At 70.1% G+C, this 17929-nt stretch carries 19 protein-coding genes and 1 pseudogene; 11 read left to right on the plus strand and 9 right to left on the minus strand.

All coding sequences use genetic code 11. The features are described 5' to 3' along the window. Nucleotides 1-113: 113 nt before the first annotated feature. Together ESO89_RS10780 and ESO89_RS10785 are read left to right on the plus strand one after the other, a co-directional pair. Nucleotides 114-809 carry a hypothetical protein gene (locus tag ESO89_RS10780; protein WP_128905514.1) on the plus strand — a complete coding sequence of 232 codons (696 nt, stop codon included), beginning with the start codon at nucleotides 114-116 and terminating at the stop codon, nucleotides 807-809. Between the two features lie 60 nt (nucleotides 810-869). Next, entirely contained in the window at nucleotides 870-1388 is a 519-nt protein-coding gene (locus tag ESO89_RS10785) for a hypothetical protein (protein ID WP_128905515.1), read from the plus strand. Between the two features lie 102 nt (nucleotides 1389-1490). Here ESO89_RS10785 and mce read toward each other — a convergent pair whose 3' ends face one another. Continuing rightward, a complete protein-coding gene (mce, locus tag ESO89_RS10790) occupies nucleotides 1491-1877 on the minus strand; it encodes a methylmalonyl-CoA epimerase (RefSeq protein WP_128905516.1) in 387 nt (128 codons plus the stop codon). A 120-nt stretch (nucleotides 1878-1997) separates the two neighbouring features. Here mce and ESO89_RS10795 point away from each other — a divergent pair, with 120 nt between their 5' ends. Beyond that, nucleotides 1998-2801 (plus strand): formate/nitrite transporter family protein, encoded by an 804-nt coding sequence (locus ESO89_RS10795; protein ID WP_128905517.1) that lies wholly within the window; start codon nucleotides 1998-2000, stop codon nucleotides 2799-2801. Nucleotides 2802-2848: 47 nt separating this feature from the next. After that, entirely contained in the window at nucleotides 2849-3163 is a 315-nt protein-coding gene (locus ESO89_RS10800; RefSeq protein ID WP_128905518.1) for a YbjQ family protein, read from the plus strand. Nucleotides 3164-3196: 33 nt separating this feature from the next. Here the strand turns inward: ESO89_RS10800 and ESO89_RS10805 are convergent, their stop codons facing one another. After that, nucleotides 3197-4873, minus strand: a complete 1677-nt coding sequence (locus ESO89_RS10805) for an acyl-CoA mutase large subunit family protein (RefSeq protein WP_128905519.1) — start codon at nucleotides 4871-4873, stop codon at nucleotides 3197-3199. Between the two features lie 134 nt (nucleotides 4874-5007). Here ESO89_RS10805 and ESO89_RS10810 point away from each other — a divergent pair, with 134 nt between their 5' ends. Then, on the plus strand, nucleotides 5008-5673 hold the full coding sequence (locus tag ESO89_RS10810; protein WP_128905520.1) for an O-methyltransferase: 666 nt from the start codon (nucleotides 5008-5010) through the stop codon (nucleotides 5671-5673). A 21-nt stretch (nucleotides 5674-5694) separates the two neighbouring features. Here the strand turns inward: ESO89_RS10810 and ESO89_RS10815 are convergent, their stop codons facing one another. Next, on the minus strand, nucleotides 5695-5973 hold the full coding sequence (locus ESO89_RS10815; protein WP_128905521.1) for a ribonuclease P protein component 4: 279 nt from the start codon (nucleotides 5971-5973) through the stop codon (nucleotides 5695-5697). Nucleotides 5974-6136: 163 nt separating this feature from the next. On the opposite strand from ESO89_RS10815, the gene ESO89_RS10820 reads away from it, so the two are divergent. The 4 genes from ESO89_RS10820 (at nucleotide 6137) to ESO89_RS10840 (ending at nucleotide 7865) form a co-directional block, all read left to right on the plus strand. After that, a complete protein-coding gene (locus ESO89_RS10820; protein WP_128905522.1) occupies nucleotides 6137-6331 on the plus strand; it encodes a methytransferase partner Trm112 in 195 nt (64 codons plus the stop codon). A gap of 188 nt (nucleotides 6332-6519) precedes the next feature. Beyond that, nucleotides 6520-7101 carry a DUF7524 family protein gene (locus ESO89_RS10830; RefSeq protein ID WP_128905523.1) on the plus strand — a complete coding sequence of 194 codons (582 nt, stop codon included), beginning with the start codon at nucleotides 6520-6522 and terminating at the stop codon, nucleotides 7099-7101. Between the two features lie 101 nt (nucleotides 7102-7202). Further along, nucleotides 7203-7391 (plus strand): hypothetical protein, encoded by a 189-nt coding sequence (locus ESO89_RS10835; protein ID WP_004050211.1) that lies wholly within the window; start codon nucleotides 7203-7205, stop codon nucleotides 7389-7391. Between the two features lie 21 nt (nucleotides 7392-7412). Beyond that, complete coding sequence (locus ESO89_RS10840; protein ID WP_128905524.1) at nucleotides 7413-7865, plus strand: RNA-binding protein; 453 nt, start codon at nucleotides 7413-7415, stop codon at nucleotides 7863-7865. Between the two features lie 44 nt (nucleotides 7866-7909). On the opposite strand, the gene ESO89_RS10845 is transcribed toward ESO89_RS10840, so the two are convergent. The 3 genes from ESO89_RS10845 to ESO89_RS10860 all read right to left on the minus strand — a co-directional run bounded on the left by ESO89_RS10845 (nucleotide 7910) and on the right by ESO89_RS10860 (nucleotide 12429). Then, nucleotides 7910-9940, minus strand: a complete 2031-nt coding sequence (locus ESO89_RS10845) for an alginate lyase family protein (protein ID WP_128905525.1) — start codon at nucleotides 9938-9940, stop codon at nucleotides 7910-7912. Continuing rightward, nucleotides 9937-11199 (minus strand): glycosyltransferase family 4 protein, encoded by a 1263-nt coding sequence (locus tag ESO89_RS10850; protein WP_128905526.1) that lies wholly within the window; start codon nucleotides 11197-11199, stop codon nucleotides 9937-9939. Before ESO89_RS10850 ends, ESO89_RS10845 begins: the two co-directional genes overlap by 4 nt. Nucleotides 11200-11529: 330 nt before the next feature. Then, entirely contained in the window at nucleotides 11530-12429 is a 900-nt protein-coding gene (locus tag ESO89_RS10860) for an NAD-dependent epimerase/dehydratase family protein (protein WP_128905527.1), read from the minus strand. 454 nt (nucleotides 12430-12883) lie between these two features. Between ESO89_RS10860 and ESO89_RS10865 the strand changes: the two genes are divergently transcribed. Then, a complete protein-coding gene (locus ESO89_RS10865) occupies nucleotides 12884-13825 on the plus strand; it encodes a carbohydrate kinase family protein (protein ID WP_128905528.1) in 942 nt (313 codons plus the stop codon). Between the two features lie 72 nt (nucleotides 13826-13897). Here the strand turns inward: ESO89_RS10865 and ESO89_RS19005 are convergent. Then, nucleotides 13898-14089, minus strand: a pseudogene (locus tag ESO89_RS19005) (DUF726 domain-containing protein); the annotation flags it as partial. Nucleotides 14090-14361: 272 nt separating this feature from the next. Here ESO89_RS19005 and ESO89_RS10875 point away from each other — a divergent pair. Further along, nucleotides 14362-14832, plus strand: a complete 471-nt coding sequence (locus ESO89_RS10875) for an FKBP-type peptidyl-prolyl cis-trans isomerase (protein ID WP_128905529.1) — start codon at nucleotides 14362-14364, stop codon at nucleotides 14830-14832. Nucleotides 14833-14847: 15 nt separating this feature from the next. On the opposite strand, the gene glmS is transcribed toward ESO89_RS10875, so the two are convergent. Together glmS and ESO89_RS10885 are read right to left on the minus strand one after the other, a co-directional pair. Beyond that, a complete protein-coding gene (gene glmS, locus ESO89_RS10880; protein ID WP_128905530.1) occupies nucleotides 14848-16659 on the minus strand; it encodes a glutamine--fructose-6-phosphate transaminase (isomerizing) in 1812 nt (603 codons plus the stop codon). Further along, entirely contained in the window at nucleotides 16659-17837 is a 1179-nt protein-coding gene (locus ESO89_RS10885; RefSeq protein WP_128905531.1) for a sugar phosphate nucleotidyltransferase, read from the minus strand. The genes glmS and ESO89_RS10885 overlap by 1 nt, the downstream gene beginning before the upstream one ends. Nucleotides 17838-17929: the final 92 nt, after the last annotated feature.

Here is a 17929-nt window from a genome sequence, read left to right on the forward strand (position 1 = left end):
GGACCGACGCGCTCCCGCGGATCGCTTCGGTCCCCGCCTCGATCGGCTCGGCTCTGCTCCACACCCGGGGCCGCTTCGCGCCCCTCTCTGAGACACCCATCCCATACACACCAATGACGAAACGCACCCAGACGCGCTCCGAATCCCCCGAAACGCCCCTTCGCCCGACGTCGACGACCCTCGTGGTCGCCCTCGCCGCGCTCGCGCTCCTCACCGCGGGAGCCGGACTCGCGGCGGCTCAAACCGACGGCCCGGCGGTCAGCGTGACCGACGCGGAACTCTCCGCGTCCGGCACCGCCACGGTCGACGTGGTTCTCACGACGGCGCCGAACGGCCTCGCGGGGTACAACATCGATCTGACCGTCGCCGACCCGGACGTGGCGCACATCGAGTCCGCGAGCTATCCCGACCGGTTCGATCTCACGACCGATCCCGCGATCGGCGACGAGGGGCGAACCGTCACGCTCGAAGCGGCCGACATGGGGTCGACGATCGATCCCGGGGCGTCGGACGTGACCCTCGCGACGGTCGAGATCGCCGGCGACGCGCCGGGCGAAGCCGAACTGACCGTCGAACCCCGCCAGGTCGATTCCAACGACGGGGACCGAATCCAGCCGACGACGCAGGTCGGGACACTGACCGTCGGTCAGGCGTCGTCGTCGCCCGACACGGAGAGCGCGGACGCGGCCTCGACGAGCCCGGTCGACGAGTTCGGCGGGACCGATGGCGGCCTCGCGGTCGGGCTCGTCGTCTTGCTCGGCGCAATCGCCGTGTCGGCGGCCTTCCTCGTCGCGCGCCGCCGCTCGTAGCGTTCCCCTCGACTGCGATGATCGGCCCGCAGCCGACGCGAAGCAACCATCAGACCCACGATGTCAAAGACGAACCACGCACCCACTGACGCATCGACGGACAGCGACGTATCGACGGATAGCGGCACACCGGAAGACGGCGACACACCAGCGAACGGTGACGCCCCGGCAGACGAGGCCGGATCGATACACGCCGCCTACGCCTTCGGTGTGCGAATCCGCGAGGAGGCGTCTCCGGACGGCGATCCGATCTACCGGTTCGAGGCCCCGCACCACGAGGGAATCACGTTCGACGACCCCGACACCGCGGAGCTGTACGCCGACGTGTACTTCGACGTGAACGGGTTTCAGGAGGCCGGCACCGGCGACCGGGGCGTCCCGCCGGCGATCATCCAAGCCGGCCGTGACACGCTCGTCGGCTACCTTCTCACGCAACCGGACACGGATCGGTACTGGATTGCCTCGTACTACGGCGAGAAGATCGAGAAGATCGACCGTTACGTCGCCCGCGTTCGGAAGCGCGCGCGGCTGATACGCGAGCGAGCCACGGAGCGCGGCGTGGCGGAAAGCAAGGGCTGAGACCCGACGGCCTTCCGCGGCCCGGATGCATTTTCACCGCCCGCCGATCGGCGAGGTCGGTGTCCCGGTGAGACGCCCCGGTTCGGTTCGGGCCCATCGACCTCAGTGTTCGACGAACTCCACGAGCACGCCGCCCGTCGAGCCCGGGTGCAAAAAGGCGACCTCGTGGCCCCACGCCCCCGGACGCGGCTCCTCGTCGACGAGATCGACCCCGAGGTCTCGAGCGCGGTCGAGCGCGGCCGAGAGGTCGTCGGTCGCGAGCGCAACGTGGTGGATCCCCGGCCCCTCGCGGTCGAGGTAGTCGGCGATCGCGCCGCCCGCGGTCGGTTCGAGCAGTTCGACGTAGCCCCCGTCGTCGAGTTCAAGGAAAGCGGCGTGCATCCCGTCGAACGTCTCCTCGTGGGCGATCGGGGCGTCGAGCAGGCCGTCGAACAGGTCGGCGAGGTCGGCGGCGTCGCGCGTCGCGACGCCGACGTGGTCGAATCGCATGCGTCCCGGATCGACCGCCGTCGACTTATAACGCCCGAGCGGGAGTCGATTCCCCCACTTCCCCACCGGGATCCAAAGGTTTGGATGCGTCCCGTGAGTAGCCGAGAGAGACCCACACCAGTGAGCGACTCACAGACTGACACCGCGACGGAGCAGATGACCTCGCGGAGCATCCTCGACTCGCTGCTCGAGAGCGGGCTCCACGAGATGAACCGGGAGCGTTCCGGACTGTTGCTCTCGGGGCTGTCGGCGGGGCTCGACATCGGGTTCGGCCCGCTGATGATGGCGGTCGTGTTGACCCTTTCGCCGGCGGGATTCGGCGACCTCGCGACCGAGCTGCTGTTGGCGAGCGTCTACTCCATCGGCTTCATGTTCGTGATCTTGGGCCGATCGGAGCTGTTCACCGAGCACACGACGCTGGCGGTGATCCCGGTCCTCGACAGACAGGCCTCGATCCGCGATCTGGGCCGGCTCTGGGGGCTGGTGTACGTCGGGAACCTCGTCGGCGGCCTGCTGTTCACGCTGCTCGTGATCCTGCTGATGCCGGGGCTCGGCGTCGTCGACCCCCAGTCGTTCGAGACGATCGCGTTGAAGCTCGTCAACCACGACCTCCCGTGGCTGTTCGTCGGCGGCGTCTTCGCCGGGTGGCTGATGGGGCTTCTGGCGTGGCTCGTGACGGCGGCGCGAGACACGACGAGCCGGATCCTCCTCGTGTTGATCGTCGCCGGAACGATCGGCCTCCTCCACCTCCCGCACTCGATCGCTGGCAACGTCGAAGTGTTGTTCGGGCTGTTCGTCTCGCCCGCGATCACCGTGATCGACTACGTCGGCTTCCTGGTGCTGGCGACGCTCGGCAACGCCTTCGGCGGCGCGGTGTTCGTCGCGCTGCTGAAGTACGGGCACGTCGTCCGCGGCGCGAACTGAGAGGTTCTCGTCGATAGTTAAGTGATCTCCCCCTGAAACGGGGCGATATGGACCTCTCCAACACGGATTCGATCGCCGGCGAGGAAGTGGTCGAGACGCTCGGGCTCGTCCGCGGGAACACGGTCCGCGCCCGCAACGTCGGCCGCGACATCACGCAGGGACTCCGCAACCTCGCGGGCGGCGAGCTGAAAGGGTACTCCGAACTGATGACCGACGCCCGCGATCAGGCGCAAGAGCGCATGATCGAGGAGGCGGAGGCACTCGGAGCGGACGGCGTGGTCAACGTCCGGTTCACGACCTCCTCGATCGCCGACAGCGGCGCCGAAATCCTCGCGTACGGGACCGCGGTGCGGCTGCGGTAGCGGGGCCAACGCCCGGTGACGCGTCGACCCGACCTACCTCCCCGGCTTGTACTCCCCGAACTCGTCGCGGAGCACGTCGGAGACCTCTTGCACCGTCGCGTACGCCTTCACGGCGTCGACGATGTGCGGCATGACGTTCTCGGAGCCTCGGGCCGCGTCCCGGAGCGCCGCCAGCGCGTCGTCGACCGCGTCGCCGTCGCGGTCGGCCTTCACCGCTTCGAGGCGCTCGCGCTGGTTCCGCTCCTGTTCCGGGTCGACCTCCTCTAAGTCCATCTCCGGCTCCTCGTCCACCGCGTACTCGTTGACGCCGACGATGACGCGCTCGCCGTCCTCGATCTCGCGCTGGCGCTCGAAGGCCACGTCCTGGATCTGCCGCTGGACCCACTGGCTCTTGACGGCCTCCAGCATGCCGCCGCGGCGGTCGACCTCTTCGATGATCTCGAAGGCGTCCTCCTCGATCCCGTCGGTGAGGTTCTCGACGTAGTACGACCCCGCGAGCGGGTCGATCGTGTCGGCGGCGCCCGACTCGTGGGCGAGGATCTGCTGGGTGCGGAGCGCGGTGCGGACCGACTTCTCCGTCGGGAGCGCCAGCGCCTCGTCTTTCCCGTTGGTGTGGAGGCTCTGGGTGCCGCCGAGCACCGCCGCGAGCGCTTGGTACGACACCCTGACGACGTTGTTCTCGATCTGCTGGGCGGTCAGGGTGGAGCCGCCGGTCTGGGTGTGGAACTTGAGTTGTTTCGATTTGGGATTTTGTGCATCAAATCGCTCCTCCATGATCTGCGCCCACATCCGGCGGGCGGCGCGGAACTTCGCGGCCTCCTCGAAGATGTTGTTGTGGGCGTTGAAGAAAAAGGAGAGCTGCGGGGCGAACTCGTCGACGTCGAGCCCGGCGTCGATCGCGGCCTGCACGTACTCGATCCCGTTGCCGAGCGTGAACGCGACCTCCTGGGCCGCCGTCGAGCCCGCCTCGCGGATGTGGTACCCCGAGATGGAGATGGTGTTGAAGTTGGGGGTCTCGGCGGCGCAGAAGTCGAAGATATCCGTGATGAGCCGCATCGAGGGCTCGGGCGGGTAGATGTAGAGGTTCCGCGCGACGTACTCCTTCATGATGTCGTTCTGGATCGTCCCGCGGAGCTGCTCTCTGGGGACTCCCTGTTCGTCCCCCATCGCGACGTACATCGCGAGGAGGACGGCGGCGGGGGCGTTGATCGTCATCGACGTGGACACCTCGTCGAGGGGGATCCCGTCGAAGACGGTCTCGAAGTCGTCCAAGGTGTCGATGGCGACGCCAGAGCGCCCCACCTCGCCCTCGGCCATCGCGGCGTCGGAGTCGTACCCCATCTGCGTCGGGAGGTCGAACGCCATCGAGAGCCCGGAGGATCCCTGATCGATGAGGTAGTTGAACCGCTCGTTCGTCTCCGCGGCGGTGCCCATCCCCGCGTACTGACGCATCGTCCAGAGCCGCCCGCGGTGCATCGTCGAGTAGACGCCGCGCGTGTACGGCTCCTCGCCCGGAAATCCGGCGTCCTCGCGGTAGTCGTGGTCGCCCACGTCGGCGGGCGTGTACAGCGGGTCGACCTCCTGTCCGCCCGTGTCCGTGGTGAACGACTCCGTGCGTTCCCCGAACCGGTCCACCGTCTCGCCGTAGGTCCCCTCCTCCCACGACTCCTTGGCGTCCCGGATCGCGTCCAGTTCCGCAGGATCGTACATTACTAAACGGGTCGCGCGAGCGCGACTTAACACTTTTCGGGGGCGTGATTCACGTCGCTCGCCTCGATCCGTCTCAAACGCCCCGGACCCCCGCCGACGGTCGGTTTCAAGTGCCGTCCGGTCGAACGCGGGGCATGGACGTTCTCCCCGACGCCACCGAGCGCTTCCTCGCCGCGACGGCGCCCGAGCACACCGCGACGCAGGCGGAGATGGCCGCCCTCGCGGACGACTGGGGCTTTCCCATCATCGGGCCGGAGGCGGGCGCGGTCCTCCGGCTGCTCGCCCGCCTGACCGACGCGGAGCGCGTCTTCGAGTTCGGCTCCGGCTTCGGCTACTCCGCGACGTGGTTCCTGCGCGGCGGCGCCGACGCCGTGGTCTGCACCGAGTTCGACGAGGAGGAGGCGAAACGCGGCGTTCAGTTCGCCGCCGACGGCGGCTACGCCGACAGCGTCACCTTCGAAGTCGGCGACGCGATGGAGACGGTCGAGCGCTACGACGGCCCCTTCGACATCGTCCTCGTGGACCACCAGAAGAGCCGGTACGCCGAGGCCTACCGCACGGTCCTCCCGAAGGTCCGGACGGGGGGCGTGATCGTCGCCGACAACATCACAAGGGGACCGATCGACTTCGGCGACCTCGTCGCGCACTTCGAGGACGGCGCGCCGCTGCCCGACCCCGAGGTCGACGGGGAGACCCGGGGGATCGGCGAGTACGTCGGCACCGTGCGCTCCGACGACGCGGTCGAGACCGCGATCCTGCCCGTCGGCTCCGGGATCGCGGTGTCGACGAAGGTGAAGTGAGGACGCGGTCGATCGCCCCGATCAGTCGAACGGGTACCGCGCGGTCGACCCGCACTCGCGACACCGGACGACGACCCGCCCGGGGCGGAGCCGGACGCGGCTCGTCTTCCCCGGGCGGAGATAGACGCCGCAGTCGTCGCAGGTCTTCCGGGAGAACTCGGCGGGGACGCCGGAGCGGTTCCGCTCCGCGATCCGGCGCGCGAGCGCGACGTACTCCCGCGCGCGGTCGTACTCGTCGTCGACGACGGCCTCGCAGGCGAGCGCGAACAGCCGGTCGATCCGTTCCGACGGAACCCCCATACCTCGTCGGGCGTGACGGACCGGCAAAGTCGTTGCCATCGACGGTGGCCGCCAGATCGCCGCCTCCCCGTCGCCCGGCGCTCAACCCCTCTCGCCGATCCACCGCTCCAACCGCGCCAGCCAACCCGCACGCTTTTTTAGCTGTCCGCGCGAACGACGCGGCATGAAGGAATCCCTGATGGACGTGATCTGCTGCCCGCTCGACAAGGCCGATCTGGAACTCGACGTCGACGAGCGGGACGGCGAGGAGATCCTCGCGGGGACGCTCACGTGCACGGAGTGCGGCGAGGGCTACCAGATCGAGGACGGCATCCCAAACCTCCTCCCGCCGGACATGCGCGAGGAGGCGGCGGCGTAGGACGCGTCACCTTCCAAATCCCGTACTGACCGCCCCCCGTTCCGTACTGACCGCCCCCCGTTCCGTACTGACCGCCCCCCGTTCCGTACTGACCGCCCCCCGTTCCGTACTGACCGCCCCCCGTTCCGTACTGACCGCCCCCCGTTTCGTACTGCATCTTTTTTTAGTGCGAGTGCGTCGACCCGCATGTGTCGACACTCTCCGTCGAACTGAACGGGGACGCCGTTCACTCGATCCGGGCGCCGGACCGGTTCGAGTCGACCGGCCCGTTCGCCGTCGCCCTCGAGAACGCGGGCCGTTCCACGCACGTCCACCTGCACTTCGACGACGACCTCGACCGGGTCGTCTCGGTGGCCGAGACGAACCATTTCGTCGAGGACGAGGCCACCAGACGCGTTCACGTCTCCGTCGGGGACGTGACGGAGCCGGCCCACGGGAAGCTGAAGATCGTCACCGGCTACGGGTCCGAGACCCAATACGTCGACCTCCGGATCGATTCGCCCGAGGACGCCACCCCCGACGAGGTCACCGTCGACGAGGCGTTCACGAAGCCGCCGGAACGCCCGCCGGAGCCCGCGCCGTCCCAGCGCGCGGCGAACGCCGTCGACCGGCTGATCGAGCGGGGCGGCGTGGCCGGGGCGATCGCCGCGTTCCTCGCGCTGGCCGCGGGGGTCGCCGTCGCGCTCGCGCTGGACAGCGCGGTCGTCTCGGTGGTCGTCGCCGTCGTCCTGACGGTGTCGCTCGGGGCGGCGCTTCTGGCGGCGTGGTGATGGGAACGGGCGGGAGCGGCGGCGTCTCTCTCGCCGGCGACTCCGCCAGCCGACCGTCGCGAATCCGGGCGCTTTTAAACGTTCCAGCGGAAGGTTGACGCATGAGCTTCGAGAAGGAAGACGAGGTCGTGCTCCACGACAAACACAGCGAGTACGACGGCGAGACGGGCACGATCACGCAGGTGATGGAGACGATGTTCGGCGACGCGACCTACACGGTCAGCTTCGAGGACGGGCAGGAGACCGGCGTCCCCGAGGACGCCCTCGACGCCGTCGAGAGCGAGGAGTAACCGCCCCTTTTCCCGACCCGCATGGCCAAAGTTCCCTTCCACTACGTCGACCTCCGGACGTTCGCGTACGCCACCGAGGACGAAAAGCGGGTCGCGGACGCCCTCCGGACGTTCCTCCCCGAGGACGCCGAACTGGACCGCGTCGAGAACGTCGGCCACCACGGTGACCGGATCGTCGTGCTCTCGGCTCGGATCGAGAACGCCGACGGGATGCGCCACGTCCTCGACCGGCTCTCCGGGCTCGACGAGGTCGACCGCGTGATCGACGAGTTGGACCAGCGGGTCGACGACAACTGCGCGCTGTTCCTCCGCGTCGACAAGCAGGCCGCGTTCCGCGGTGAGGTCCGCCTCGGCCCCGGGATCACCGTCCGGGCGAAGGTCGAGGCGTACCCGGCGAAGAAGGAGGCGGCCGTCGAGAACGCCCGGGAGACGCTCGGGCGGCTGGCGGACGACGGCGACGGCGAAGACCCGTGAACGCCGGCTGAGGCTTTCGACGGGGCCTCTCCCTCCCGGTTCGACTACCCGCCGTCCGAGTCCACCGACAGGAGCGTCCGCACCTCCTCGCCCGTCGGCTTCGTGACCGCGATCATCGAACGGAGCCGCTCCCGGCCGTACTCGGGGAAGTACGGGGATTCCGTGAGTCGCACGCGCTCAGTGCCGGGGAACCGGATCGACGCGAGCCGCTCCCCGTCGGCGCGGATCGCGAGCCCGTCCGTCCCGGACCGAGGTTCGCTCGCGGGGTCCGGATCGGCGTCCGACGCCGCGTCGGGGGGCGTCACGGGCGACCCGCACACGTCGACGTCCGGGTGGAAGTGGTAGCGGACGGTGTACGTCGCGTCCGGGGCGCCGGTGACCCGGTCGATGATCCGCCAGCCCGACGGCGACCCCGAACCTTTCCCCGACGCCGTCCCCGAACCTCTCCTCGATGCCGTCCCCGAACCTTTCCCCGACGCCGTCGCCCTCGTCGCCACCGATCGCCGGTGTTCGTACGAGGGACCGCGGAACGAGTTCCGGGCGTGGCTGGCGGCGATCCGGTCGCCCTCGTCGACCTCGACCGTGACGCTCGTGCGCTTGCCCAGCATGTAGCTGCCGCCGGTCCGGATCGGTTCGAGCCCGTCGTACTGCGCGGTGTTGTGGGCCGCCGCGCTGCGTGCGTATTGCCGGCGCGCGTTCGCCCCGTAGTCGTACACGCCGGTGTCGGCGAGCACCTGTCGACCGCCGATCCACAACAGGACGCCGAGCTGATCGTTGTGCGAGTGCGCCGGGAGGTGCGGCGGCCCCACGTCGCCGACGTCGAAGAGGAGGGTCCCGTCGCCCGCCGAGAGCGTCCGGTAGCCGGAGCCCTCGGGGTGGCGCCGCGACCGAACCGTCGGCGTCAGCGAGCAGACACGACAGTACGCCAGACAGGAGGCCGCGCGGATCGCCTCCCCGCGGACCGAGTCGTTCAGCAGGGGGATCTCCCCCGAGGGCTCGACGAGCGACGAGAGAAAGCCCATGGCGTGTTCGGCGACCGTCCCGACCGCGATCGTCGGGAGCCCGACCGCCGACAGGAGGTCGGTCGCGGTCGCGTACCGCCGGAGGACCGTGACGTGGTACATCGGGCTCCGCTCGAAGTGCCCGCCGTCGGCGAGGAACTGCTCGCTGCCGGCGCGCTTGAGCAGGTTCCGCCCCGACCGCACCCACCCGGTGTCGTGGTCCCGGAAGAGCACGCCCGCCGCGATCAGCGCCGCGGCGTTCTCGATCAGGTGGTTCCCCCCGATCTCGCGTTCGACGTGGTTCGCGAGGAACAGCGCGTTCCGGTAGGTCATCCGCACCAGCCGGTCGGGGACCTCGGCCTCCTCGTCGCCGTCACACCACGCGACGTAGCGGGACCAGCCGAGTATTCGAAGCGACACCGAGTGCGGGGTCCACGACCGGCGCAGGTACGCCTCCTCGCCGATCGGGTTCGACGCGTCCCAGTCGTACGCCTGCGCTTCGAGCCGCGACCGGACGTCGTCGAGCCCGGACGACGACTCGTGACCGAGCACGAGCCGCTCGAACCCCTCGAACGAGGCGAGCTTCAGCCGCCAGAAGATCGGCTGCTCGTCGATCTCCTCGCGCTCCCAGTCGATGCGGTCGCCGAAGTCGATCGTCCGGTCGAGGAACGTGTACCGGCCGTCGGCCGCCTCGTCGGCAGCCGAGCGGTAGTCGGCGCGCTCGGTCTCGGAGAGGCTCTCCCGGAGCCGATCGAGGTTGGCGCGGATCGGGGCGGGCGAGACCGAGAGGTCGTCCGGGACGCGTCGGTCGTACCGCTCGTCGAAGTCGATCGGGAGCCGCGGGACGACGGCGTGCCGGAGCCGGCGTTCGAGGATGCCGGCGAGCTGCACCGGCTTCATGTTGGAGATCGTGTGGGCCGCGACCGACCAGTCCCCGGGGCGCCGGAGCAGCCCTCGTCCGTCGTCCGAGCCGCCGCGGTTTCGTTCCGCTCCGCCGCGCGTTTCCTCCGACTTCGCCGGCGCCTCCCCTCCGGTCTCGCGTCGCTCCGCGGGCGTTCGGAACGGGTCGCTCATCGCCCGGCCACCTCGTCGAGGACCCGGCCGAGCTCGCGAGCGACGACCCCGCGGTCGTAGCGCTCGACCATGTGCGTCCGCCCGCTCGCGCCGAGCGCGTCCCGTCGCTCCGCGTCCGACAGGAGATCGTCGAAGGCGGTCGCGAGTCGGTCCGCGTCGTTGTCGACAAACAGGCCTCCGCCGGACTCGTCGATCAGCGCCTCGATCTCCCCGACGCCGGTGGCGACGACCGGGAGCTCGCAGGCCATGTACTCGTACGCCTTCGTCGGCACCGCGTACTCCAGCGTGTCGTCGCGTTTCAGCGGGGCGACGCCGATCATCGCGCCGTCGAGGAGCTCCGGAATCGTCTCCCGCGGTACGAGCCCGACGAACTCGACGCGGTCGCCGAGCCCCTCCTCGGCGACAAGCCGCTCCAGCTGGTCTCGCGTGTCGCCGTCGCCGATGATCCGGAGCGTCGCGTCCGGCGACGCGACCGACGACATGGCGCGGACGCAGGCGGCGAGATCCTGCGCGTGGCCGACGTTGCCGGCGTAGACGATCGTCGGCTCCCGGTCCGCGTCGGTCGTCGCCTCCCGGTCCGCGTCGGTCGTCGCCTCCCGGTCCGCGTCCGACGGCCGAAACGTCTCGGTGTCGACCCCGTTCGGCAGGTGGCGGACGGTCCCCTCGTCGAGACCGTACCGGTCGACGAGGTCCTCGCCGAGCACCCGGGTCGTGACGGTGACGCGGTCCGCGGTCCGGAGGACGAACCCCTCGTACCACCGGCTCGCGCGCTCGATCGCGCCTCCCTCGTCGATGAATCCGAGCCCGACGGCGGCGTCGATCCAGAGGTCGCGGACGTCGACGATCCACGGCGTGTCCGTCAGCAGGCCGAACGGGAGCCCGGCCAGCCCCGTGAAGATCGGCGGGGAAGAGGTGACGATCGCGTCGTACTCGCGGCGGTGGACCAGCACCCAGCAGAGCGCGTGCAGCGGGAACAGGAGGTAGTAGGCCATCCGAGCGAGGAAGCCGGGGTCCTCCGAGGCCGGCTGCCACGACCAGAGCCGGTGGGCGGTGACGCCGTCGACCGTCTCCGTCGTCTCGCGCTTCCAAGATCGGTCGAACTGGCCGTGGGGGAACGCCGGCGGCGGGGCGACTACCGTGACGCCCCAGTCGCCCTCGGCGAGGTGCGAACAGGTGTCGCTCACCCGCGAGGCGTTGCCGGACCGGTCGGGCGGGTAGTGCTGGGAGACGACGACGACGCGTGGGGAATCGTCCGTCATCCGTTATCGGGTCGGTGAGGATCGTCGGGTCGGTGAGGATCGTCGGGTCGGTGAGGATCGTCGGGTCGGTGAGGATCGTCGGGTCGGTGAGGATCGTCGGGTCGGTGAGGATCGTCGGATCGGGCGTCGTTCGGTGGGCTGTCCTCGACCGACCAGACGATCGGTCGGATTGTCGGTCGGCTTATCCGTCGGTCGGCGGCGGAGCGGAGCGAGGCGTAGATTCATGGTCGGGGCGATCGCCCGTCCCGATCGGACGCGGCGTGTCACTGTCCCGGCGTACCGCGCTCGGGGGTATTGTTACGGAGTCGCTAAGCCGGCGCGGGCGCCGCCCTACTCTCCTCGAGTGAGCGTGTCGAGCCCCGCCGCGAGGTCGACGGTCGGCTCGTAGCCGAGCCGGTCGCGCGCCCGCGAGATGTCCGCCTTGCTGTGTCGGACGTCGCCCTCGCGGGCGTCGGTGTGGACGATCGCCGAGTCGCTCCCGACGGCCCCCCGCACGCGCTCGGCGAGTTCGGTGATCGTCACCGACTCGCCCGTGCCGACGTTGTACCCGGACCCCACCGCGTCGGTCTCGGCCGCGAGGCGGTTCGCCCGGACCACGTCGTCGACGTGGACGAAGTCGCGGGTCTGCTCGCCGTCCCCGTGGACCGTCAGGGGGTCGCCGTTGCGCGCCTGTTTGAGGAACGCGTCGATGACTCCGGCGTAGTCGCCGCCGGTCTGGCCGGGGCCGTACACGTTGAAGTACCGGAGCGAGACCGTCTCCACGCCGTACAGCTCGTGGTACAGGCGGGCGTAGTGGTCGGCCGCGAGCTTCTGGAGCCCGTACGGCGAAGCGGGCGCGAACGTCGCCGTCTCCGGGACGGGGACGCCCTCGGGGTCGCCGTAGATCGCGGCGCTCGACGCCAAGACGACGCGCGCGTCGTGCCTCCGGGCGGCCTCCAGCACGCGCAGCGTGCCGGTCGCGTTGACGGAGTGGCTCTCCAGCGGGCGCTCCACCGAGTCGGCGACGCTCACGAGGGCGGCTTGGTGGAACACCACGTCGACCCCGGCGACCGCCTCGTCGAGGACCTCCCGGTCTCGGATGTCGCCTTCGATCGCCAGAACGTCGTCCGGCACGTCGGGCGCCGGCGCCACGTCGAGGACGCTGACCTCGGCGTCACCGCGGAGCGAGTCGACGAGCGCGCCGCCGATGAATCCGCCGCCTCCCGTAACGAGCACGCGCTGTGCGTCCATGATGGCTCCCGGTTGGCCCGACCACGGGTTTAGTAGGCGGTGCCTTTCGGGGGCGAAGCGAGTGATCGCCGAGGTCCGAGTCGCCCAACCGATCGCGGCGAACCACGGGGCGGTCGCTCGGCGTCCAAAAGCGGGACCCGGACGTTGCAAAACACAGGTGCTGGCACACAAGCTGGTTTGCGGTTTTTGCGACCGGAGTCCCACGGTCACCTTCGCCGGCTAGCGGTATTAAGCTGCTGGAAGGTCGCGTCGTGTTCGGAAGAGGTCAAGTCGACTCGGGACCGATCGGCGTCGGAGACGACGTCGTCTGGTGAAAAGACACAGGTACGTGCCGCGAGTACGCGCCGGACGACGGGGACCACATGGATGAATTACGGCAGTCGGAACCGGTGATCGACACGGACGGCGACGCTCGTCGGGAACGCGACCCCGGCAAGCGAGCGGAATCGGGGCGATGAGCGACGGCAAACGGGACGTGTTGGTCGTCGGCGACACGACGATCGACCTCTATCCCGCGGACGGGACGACCATGGCGCCCGGGAGTCGGTTCGAGTGGCACGTCGGCGGGACGGCGGCGAACGTCGCACGGTGGGCGGCCTCGCTCGGAGGCGAGACCGGCCTCGTAACGAACGTCGGGACCGACGCCATGGGGGATCTGGCCGCCCGGCGCCTCGCGGAGAGTCCGGTCGACACGACGCACGTGACCCGGGTCGACGCGACGTCACCGCTCACGCTGTACGTCCCGACGGAGGACGGGGAGCGCTGGAACGCCTGGATCGCGGGGAGCTGTTACGGCTTCACCCCGCCCGCCGATCCGGCGACGCTCGCGGCCTCCTCCGAGTGGGTCCACCTGGAGGGCGTCACGCTACCGGCCGAAGTGAACCGGACTGCGGTGCGACGGCTCGCCGAGGCGGCCGCGGCGGGCGGCACCCGCGTCTCGTTCGACCTGAACGGACGCGAGAGCCAGTGGTCCGCCCCCGACGCCTATCGGCGGGCGCTGCGGGACGTGCTTCGCCACTGCGACCTGATCTTCGCCGGGACGGACGACCTCGCGGTGGCAGGCGTCGATCGCACGCCGGCGGGGCTGCTCGAACTGCTTCCGTCGGACGACGCGACGACGGCGTTCGTCACGGACGGCGCGGCGGAGACGACCGCGGTAACCGTGGACGACGGTGAGATCGCCGAGCGGGCGACTGCGACTCCGCCGGCGGCCGCGGTCGCGACCACGGCCGGCGCCGGCGACGCGTTCGCCGGGGCGGTCCTCGCCGCGCGGCAAAGCGGCGTCTCGGAGCTCGGGGAGTTGGCGAGGATCGGGAACGCGGCCGGCGCGGCGGCGGTTTCGACGGTCGGTCCGTTCGACACCGACGGCTTCGGGGCGACGGGCCGTCCGTTTTGATCGGGAACCGTGAGCGAAGGAGGTCCGGAAGCGAAGCGACGAAGACCGCCGGAGTCGGTTCCCACGACCGATTCACTCGACGCCGATCCGGTCGACCGCCCGCGGCAGACATCCCTCCTCCGGCTGGACGTACGAGTAGTGGTCCGCGACCAGATCGGTGACATCGACGTCCGCGTAGCCGGCCGGCGCGCTCGCCGAGTCGGCGATCCCCCCGTGACCGACCGCGCGGGTCCGGTCCGAGGCGCGGTACACCCAGCCGAGGAGGCCGACGCCGCCCGCGACCCCGAGGAGGAGCCGGCGGCGGGTGACGAGCCCGCCGGGGGCGTCGGCGGCGCGGTCCGAGTCCGCTCCTCCCGCCGGGCCGTCCGATCTATCGGGGTCGTCCGGTCCATCGGGGTCGTCCGGTCCATCGGGATCGCCCGCAGAGGTGTCCGGTGAGATGTCGGATCATCGATCTGAGCGATCAAACACCTGACGCGGCGGCGATGACGTCTCTCGATGCAACAGACTTTCCGTGTGGCACGTCTCGTGTTCGTATGTCGATAGCTACTGGCGATTCTGTGACGCTGGAGTATACTGGCCGACTCGACGACGAAACGGTGTTCGACACCTCCCGGAAGTCCGTCGCCGAGGAGACCGGCCTCGCCGAGGCCCAGCCCGACCGGGAGTACGCGCCGCTGACGGTCAAAATCGGCGACGAACAGGTCATCGAGGGGATGGAGGAGGGGCTGATCGGGCTGGAGGCCGGGGAGACGGAGACCCTGACTATCCCGCCGGAGAAGGCCTACGGCGAGCCCAGCGACGAACAGATTCAGGAGTTCGAAACCGAGGAACTCCGGGAGATGCTCGGCGGCCAGACGCCCGAGGAGGGCACCTACCTCGAGGCCCAGAACGGCAGCCAGGGCGAGGTCGTCCACGTCGACGAGGAGGTCGTCCGGGTGGACTTCAACCCTCGCCTCGCCGGCGAAACGCTGACGTTCGACGTGGAGATCGTCGACGTCAACTGAATACCGCGGGCCGCGTCACTCGACGGTGACGCTCTTCGCGAGGTTCCGCGGCTTGTCGATCGGCCGCGAGAGCTCGTCCGCGGCGAGGTACGAGACGAGCTGGAGCTGGACGTTCGCGAGAACGCCCGCCACGTCGGGGTGCGTGTCCGGAATTTCGAGGACGTGGTCGGCGTACTCCTCGATCCGGTCGGTCCCCTCGGCGGCCACCGCGACCACCGGCGCGCCGCGGGCGCGGATCTCCTTGACGTTGTGGAGCGTCTTGGTGTCGTCCCGTCCGGCGAACACCGCGAACACCGGCGTGTTCTCGGTGACGAGCGCCAGCGGCCCGTGCTTGAGCTCCGCCGCCGAGAACCCCTCGGCGTGGTCGTAGGTGATCTCCTTGAACTTCAGCGCCCCCTCCATCGCCACCGGGTGCCCGACGCCCCGGCCGATGAAGAAGTACGAGTCGCTGTCGTGGTACTCGGCGGCGACGGTCTCCGCCGTCGACTCGTCGAGGATGCGCTGGACGTCGTCCGGCAGCACCGACAGCGCCTCCAGCAGCTCCGCGGTCGCCCGCGGGGTCCCGCCCACGATGTCGTGGCTCAGCCGCTCGCTCAACAGGACCAGCGTCGCCACCTGCGAGGAGAACGACTTGGTCGCCGCCACGCCGATCTCCGGGCCGGCGCGGATGTAGACGGTGTCCTTGCACTCGCGGGTGATCGTCGATCCGACGACGTTCGTCACCGAGAGCGTGCGAACGCCGGTCCCCTGAACGCTCCGGACGGCCGACAGCGTGTCGGCGGTTTCCCCGCTCTGGGTGACCGCGATCACGAGCGTCCGGTCGTCGGTCGGCGGCGGGCTCGACCCGTACTCGCCGGAGAGGAACGCCTGCGCGGGAATTCCCCGGTTGGCGAGCAGCGCCTGCGCGTACAGCGCCGCGTGGTACGACGTGCCCATCGCGACGAGGTGGACCGACTCGATCCCCTCGAAGGCGCCGTCCGCGAGCTCCTCCAGTTCGGCGCGCCCCGCCAGCGGGTCGCTCCGCCCCCGGATCGACTGCCGGAGCGCGGTGGGCTGCTCGTAGATCTCCTTGAGCATGTAGTGGTTGTAGCCGCCCTTCCCCGCGTCGTCGGGGTCCCAGTCGACCGTCTCCACCGCGCGTTCGACGGCGACGCCGTCGGTGTCGGTGATCTCGTACCCGTCCGGGTCCATGTCGACGATGTCGCCGTCCTCCAGATAGACGACCTCGTCGGTGTACTCCAGGAAGGCGGGCACGTCGCTCGCGAGGTAGCAGCTGTGGCCGGACCGGCCGAGCACCAGCGGGGAGCCGGACCGGGTGCCGTACACGGCGTCGCTCCCCTCGAAGACCGCGGCGATCGCGTAGCTCCCGGAGATCCTGTCGACCGCGCGCCGGAACGCCTGCTCGGGGGTGTAGCCGGCCGAGAGGAGCTCCTCGATCAGGTGCGGCACGACCTCGGTGTCCGTGTCGCTCGTGAACTCGTGGGTCGAGAGCTCGTCTCTGAGCTCGGTGTAGTTGTCGATGATCCCGTTGTGGACGACCGCGACCTGCCCCAGACAGTCGGTGTGGGGGTGGGCGTTCGCGTCCGTCGGCGGCCCGTGGGTCGACCACCGGGTGTGACCGATCCCGGTCGCGCCGCGCACCGCGGTCGCCTCGACCGCCTCGCACAGCGCGTCTATCTCGCCGGAGCGCTTGATCACGTCGAGCCCGTCCGGCGTGACGGTGGCGACCCCGGCGGAGTCGTAGCCGCGGTATTCGAGGTTGCGGAGCCCCGAGAGGAGCTCGCCGACCGCCTCGCCGGTCCCGACGCGGGCGGTGATGCCGCACATCAGCCCATCACCTCCGCGCCCTCGGGAACGTCGTGTTTGAGCGCGACGCCGGAGCCGACCGTCGAGCGGGGGCCGACCCGACAGCCGGGCGTGACCGTGACGTTCGCCCCGACCGCCGCGCGGTCCGCGACGATACCGCCGAGCCGGCGGTCGGTGTACTCGACGCCGTCCAACACGAGCGTTGCCGACCGGCCGGGCGAGACCGTCCCGTCGCCGATCGTCGCGCCGCCGCCGACGATCGTGTCCCGCAGGACCGCGCCCGCGCCGATCCGGGCGTCCGGACCGACGATCGAGCCCTCCAAGACGGCGTTCTCGCCGACGGTCGTGCTCGCGTGAAGGCACGTCCCGCTCCGGACGACCGCGCCGGCCGAGACCTTGCAGTCGGGGCCGACGAGGACGTGGTCGCCGATCACCGCCGACTCGTGGACCCGCGCGGAGTCGTCCACGGGCTGATCCGCGGCGACGAGTTCCGGATGGGCGTACAGCAGCGTCTCGTTGGTCTCCAGTAAGTCCCACGGGTACGAGGAGTCGAACCAGACGCCGTTCGGGGCGGCGGCGACGACCGGTCCCTCCAGCTCGGCGATCGCCCCGGTGAGGGGGCGCTCGCCGCTCTCGAACCCGGTCCGGTCGAGCGCGTCGAAGATCGACTCGTCGAACGCGTACACGCCGGTGTTGACTCGCCCGGACTCGGCGGCGTCTCCCTCGTCGACCCGGTCGACGAGGCCGTCGCGGACGCCGACCGTGCCGTACTCGGTCGCGTCCGTCGCCGAGGCCACGGCCAGCGCGGCGGTCGCATCCGTCGCCGCGTACCGCTCCGCGGTCCCGCGGACCATCGTCTCGTCGATGACGTTGTCCCCGTTTACGACGAGGAAGTCGCCGCCGACGTGGCCGGCGGCGACCTGAAGGGCGTGACCGCTCCCCAGTTGGCTCTGCTGGGTGAGATACGTGAGGTCGAGGCCGCGGTAGTCGTCGCCGAAGTGGTTCTGAATCCGCGTCTTCGCGTGGCCGACGACCATCGCGACCTCCTCGACGCCGAACGCCGCGAGGGCGTCGAGCGGGTACTCGAGTATCGGCCGGCCCGCGACGCGGAGCATCGGCTTCGGCTGGTACCGGGTCAGCGGCCGGATGCGGCTCCCCTCGCCCGCCGCGAGGACGACCGCCTGATCGAACGAGCTCATGAGCGCGACGCGATCCCCCGAGTCGTCCGCGAGCGATCGGCGTCCGCGGTGCGAACGGCTGCCCGACTACGGTACCGGGCTCCGAAATAAGG

Source organism: Halorubrum amylolyticum, from assembly GCF_004114995.1.
In the GTDB taxonomy this organism is placed as follows: Archaea; Halobacteriota; Halobacteria; order Halobacteriales; family Haloferacaceae; genus Halorubrum; species Halorubrum amylolyticum.

Bases quoted from the DNA above. Each gene is read 5' to 3' on its own strand.
- ESO89_RS10835 (WP_004050211.1), top strand. From the start codon at position 7,203: ATGAGCTTCGAGAAGGAAGACGAGGTCGTGCTCCACGACAAACACAGC.
- ESO89_RS10840 (WP_128905524.1), top strand. From the start codon at position 7,413: ATGGCCAAAGTTCCCTTCCACTACGTCGACCTCCGGACGTTCGCGTAC.
- ESO89_RS10810 (WP_128905520.1), top strand. From the start codon at position 5,008: ATGGACGTTCTCCCCGACGCCACCGAGCGCTTCCTCGCCGCGACGGCG.
- ESO89_RS10845 (WP_128905525.1), bottom strand. From the start codon at position 9,940: ATGAGCGACCCGTTCCGAACGCCCGCGGAGCGACGCGAGACCGGAGGG.
- ESO89_RS10885 (WP_128905531.1), bottom strand. From the start codon at position 17,837: ATGAGCTCGTTCGATCAGGCGGTCGTCCTCGCGGCGGGCGAGGGGAGC.
- ESO89_RS10820 (WP_128905522.1), top strand. From the start codon at position 6,137: ATGAAGGAATCCCTGATGGACGTGATCTGCTGCCCGCTCGACAAGGCC.
- ESO89_RS10780 (WP_128905514.1), top strand. From the start codon at position 114: ATGACGAAACGCACCCAGACGCGCTCCGAATCCCCCGAAACGCCCCTT.
- ESO89_RS10875 (WP_128905529.1), top strand. From the start codon at position 14,362: ATGTCGATAGCTACTGGCGATTCTGTGACGCTGGAGTATACTGGCCGA.
- ESO89_RS10815 (WP_128905521.1), bottom strand. From the start codon at position 5,973: ATGGGGGTTCCGTCGGAACGGATCGACCGGCTGTTCGCGCTCGCCTGC.
- ESO89_RS10850 (WP_128905526.1), bottom strand. From the start codon at position 11,199: ATGACGGACGATTCCCCACGCGTCGTCGTCGTCTCCCAGCACTACCCG.
- glmS (WP_128905530.1), bottom strand. From the start codon at position 16,659: ATGTGCGGCATCACCGCCCGCGTCGGGACCGGCGAGGCGGTCGGCGAG.
- ESO89_RS10785 (WP_128905515.1), top strand. From the start codon at position 870: ATGTCAAAGACGAACCACGCACCCACTGACGCATCGACGGACAGCGAC.
- mce (WP_128905516.1), bottom strand. From the start codon at position 1,877: ATGCGATTCGACCACGTCGGCGTCGCGACGCGCGACGCCGCCGACCTC.
- ESO89_RS10800 (WP_128905518.1), top strand. From the start codon at position 2,849: ATGGACCTCTCCAACACGGATTCGATCGCCGGCGAGGAAGTGGTCGAG.
- ESO89_RS10805 (WP_128905519.1), bottom strand. From the start codon at position 4,873: ATGTACGATCCTGCGGAACTGGACGCGATCCGGGACGCCAAGGAGTCG.
- ESO89_RS10860 (WP_128905527.1), bottom strand. From the start codon at position 12,429: ATGGACGCACAGCGCGTGCTCGTTACGGGAGGCGGCGGATTCATCGGC.
- ESO89_RS10865 (WP_128905528.1), top strand. From the start codon at position 12,884: ATGAGCGACGGCAAACGGGACGTGTTGGTCGTCGGCGACACGACGATC.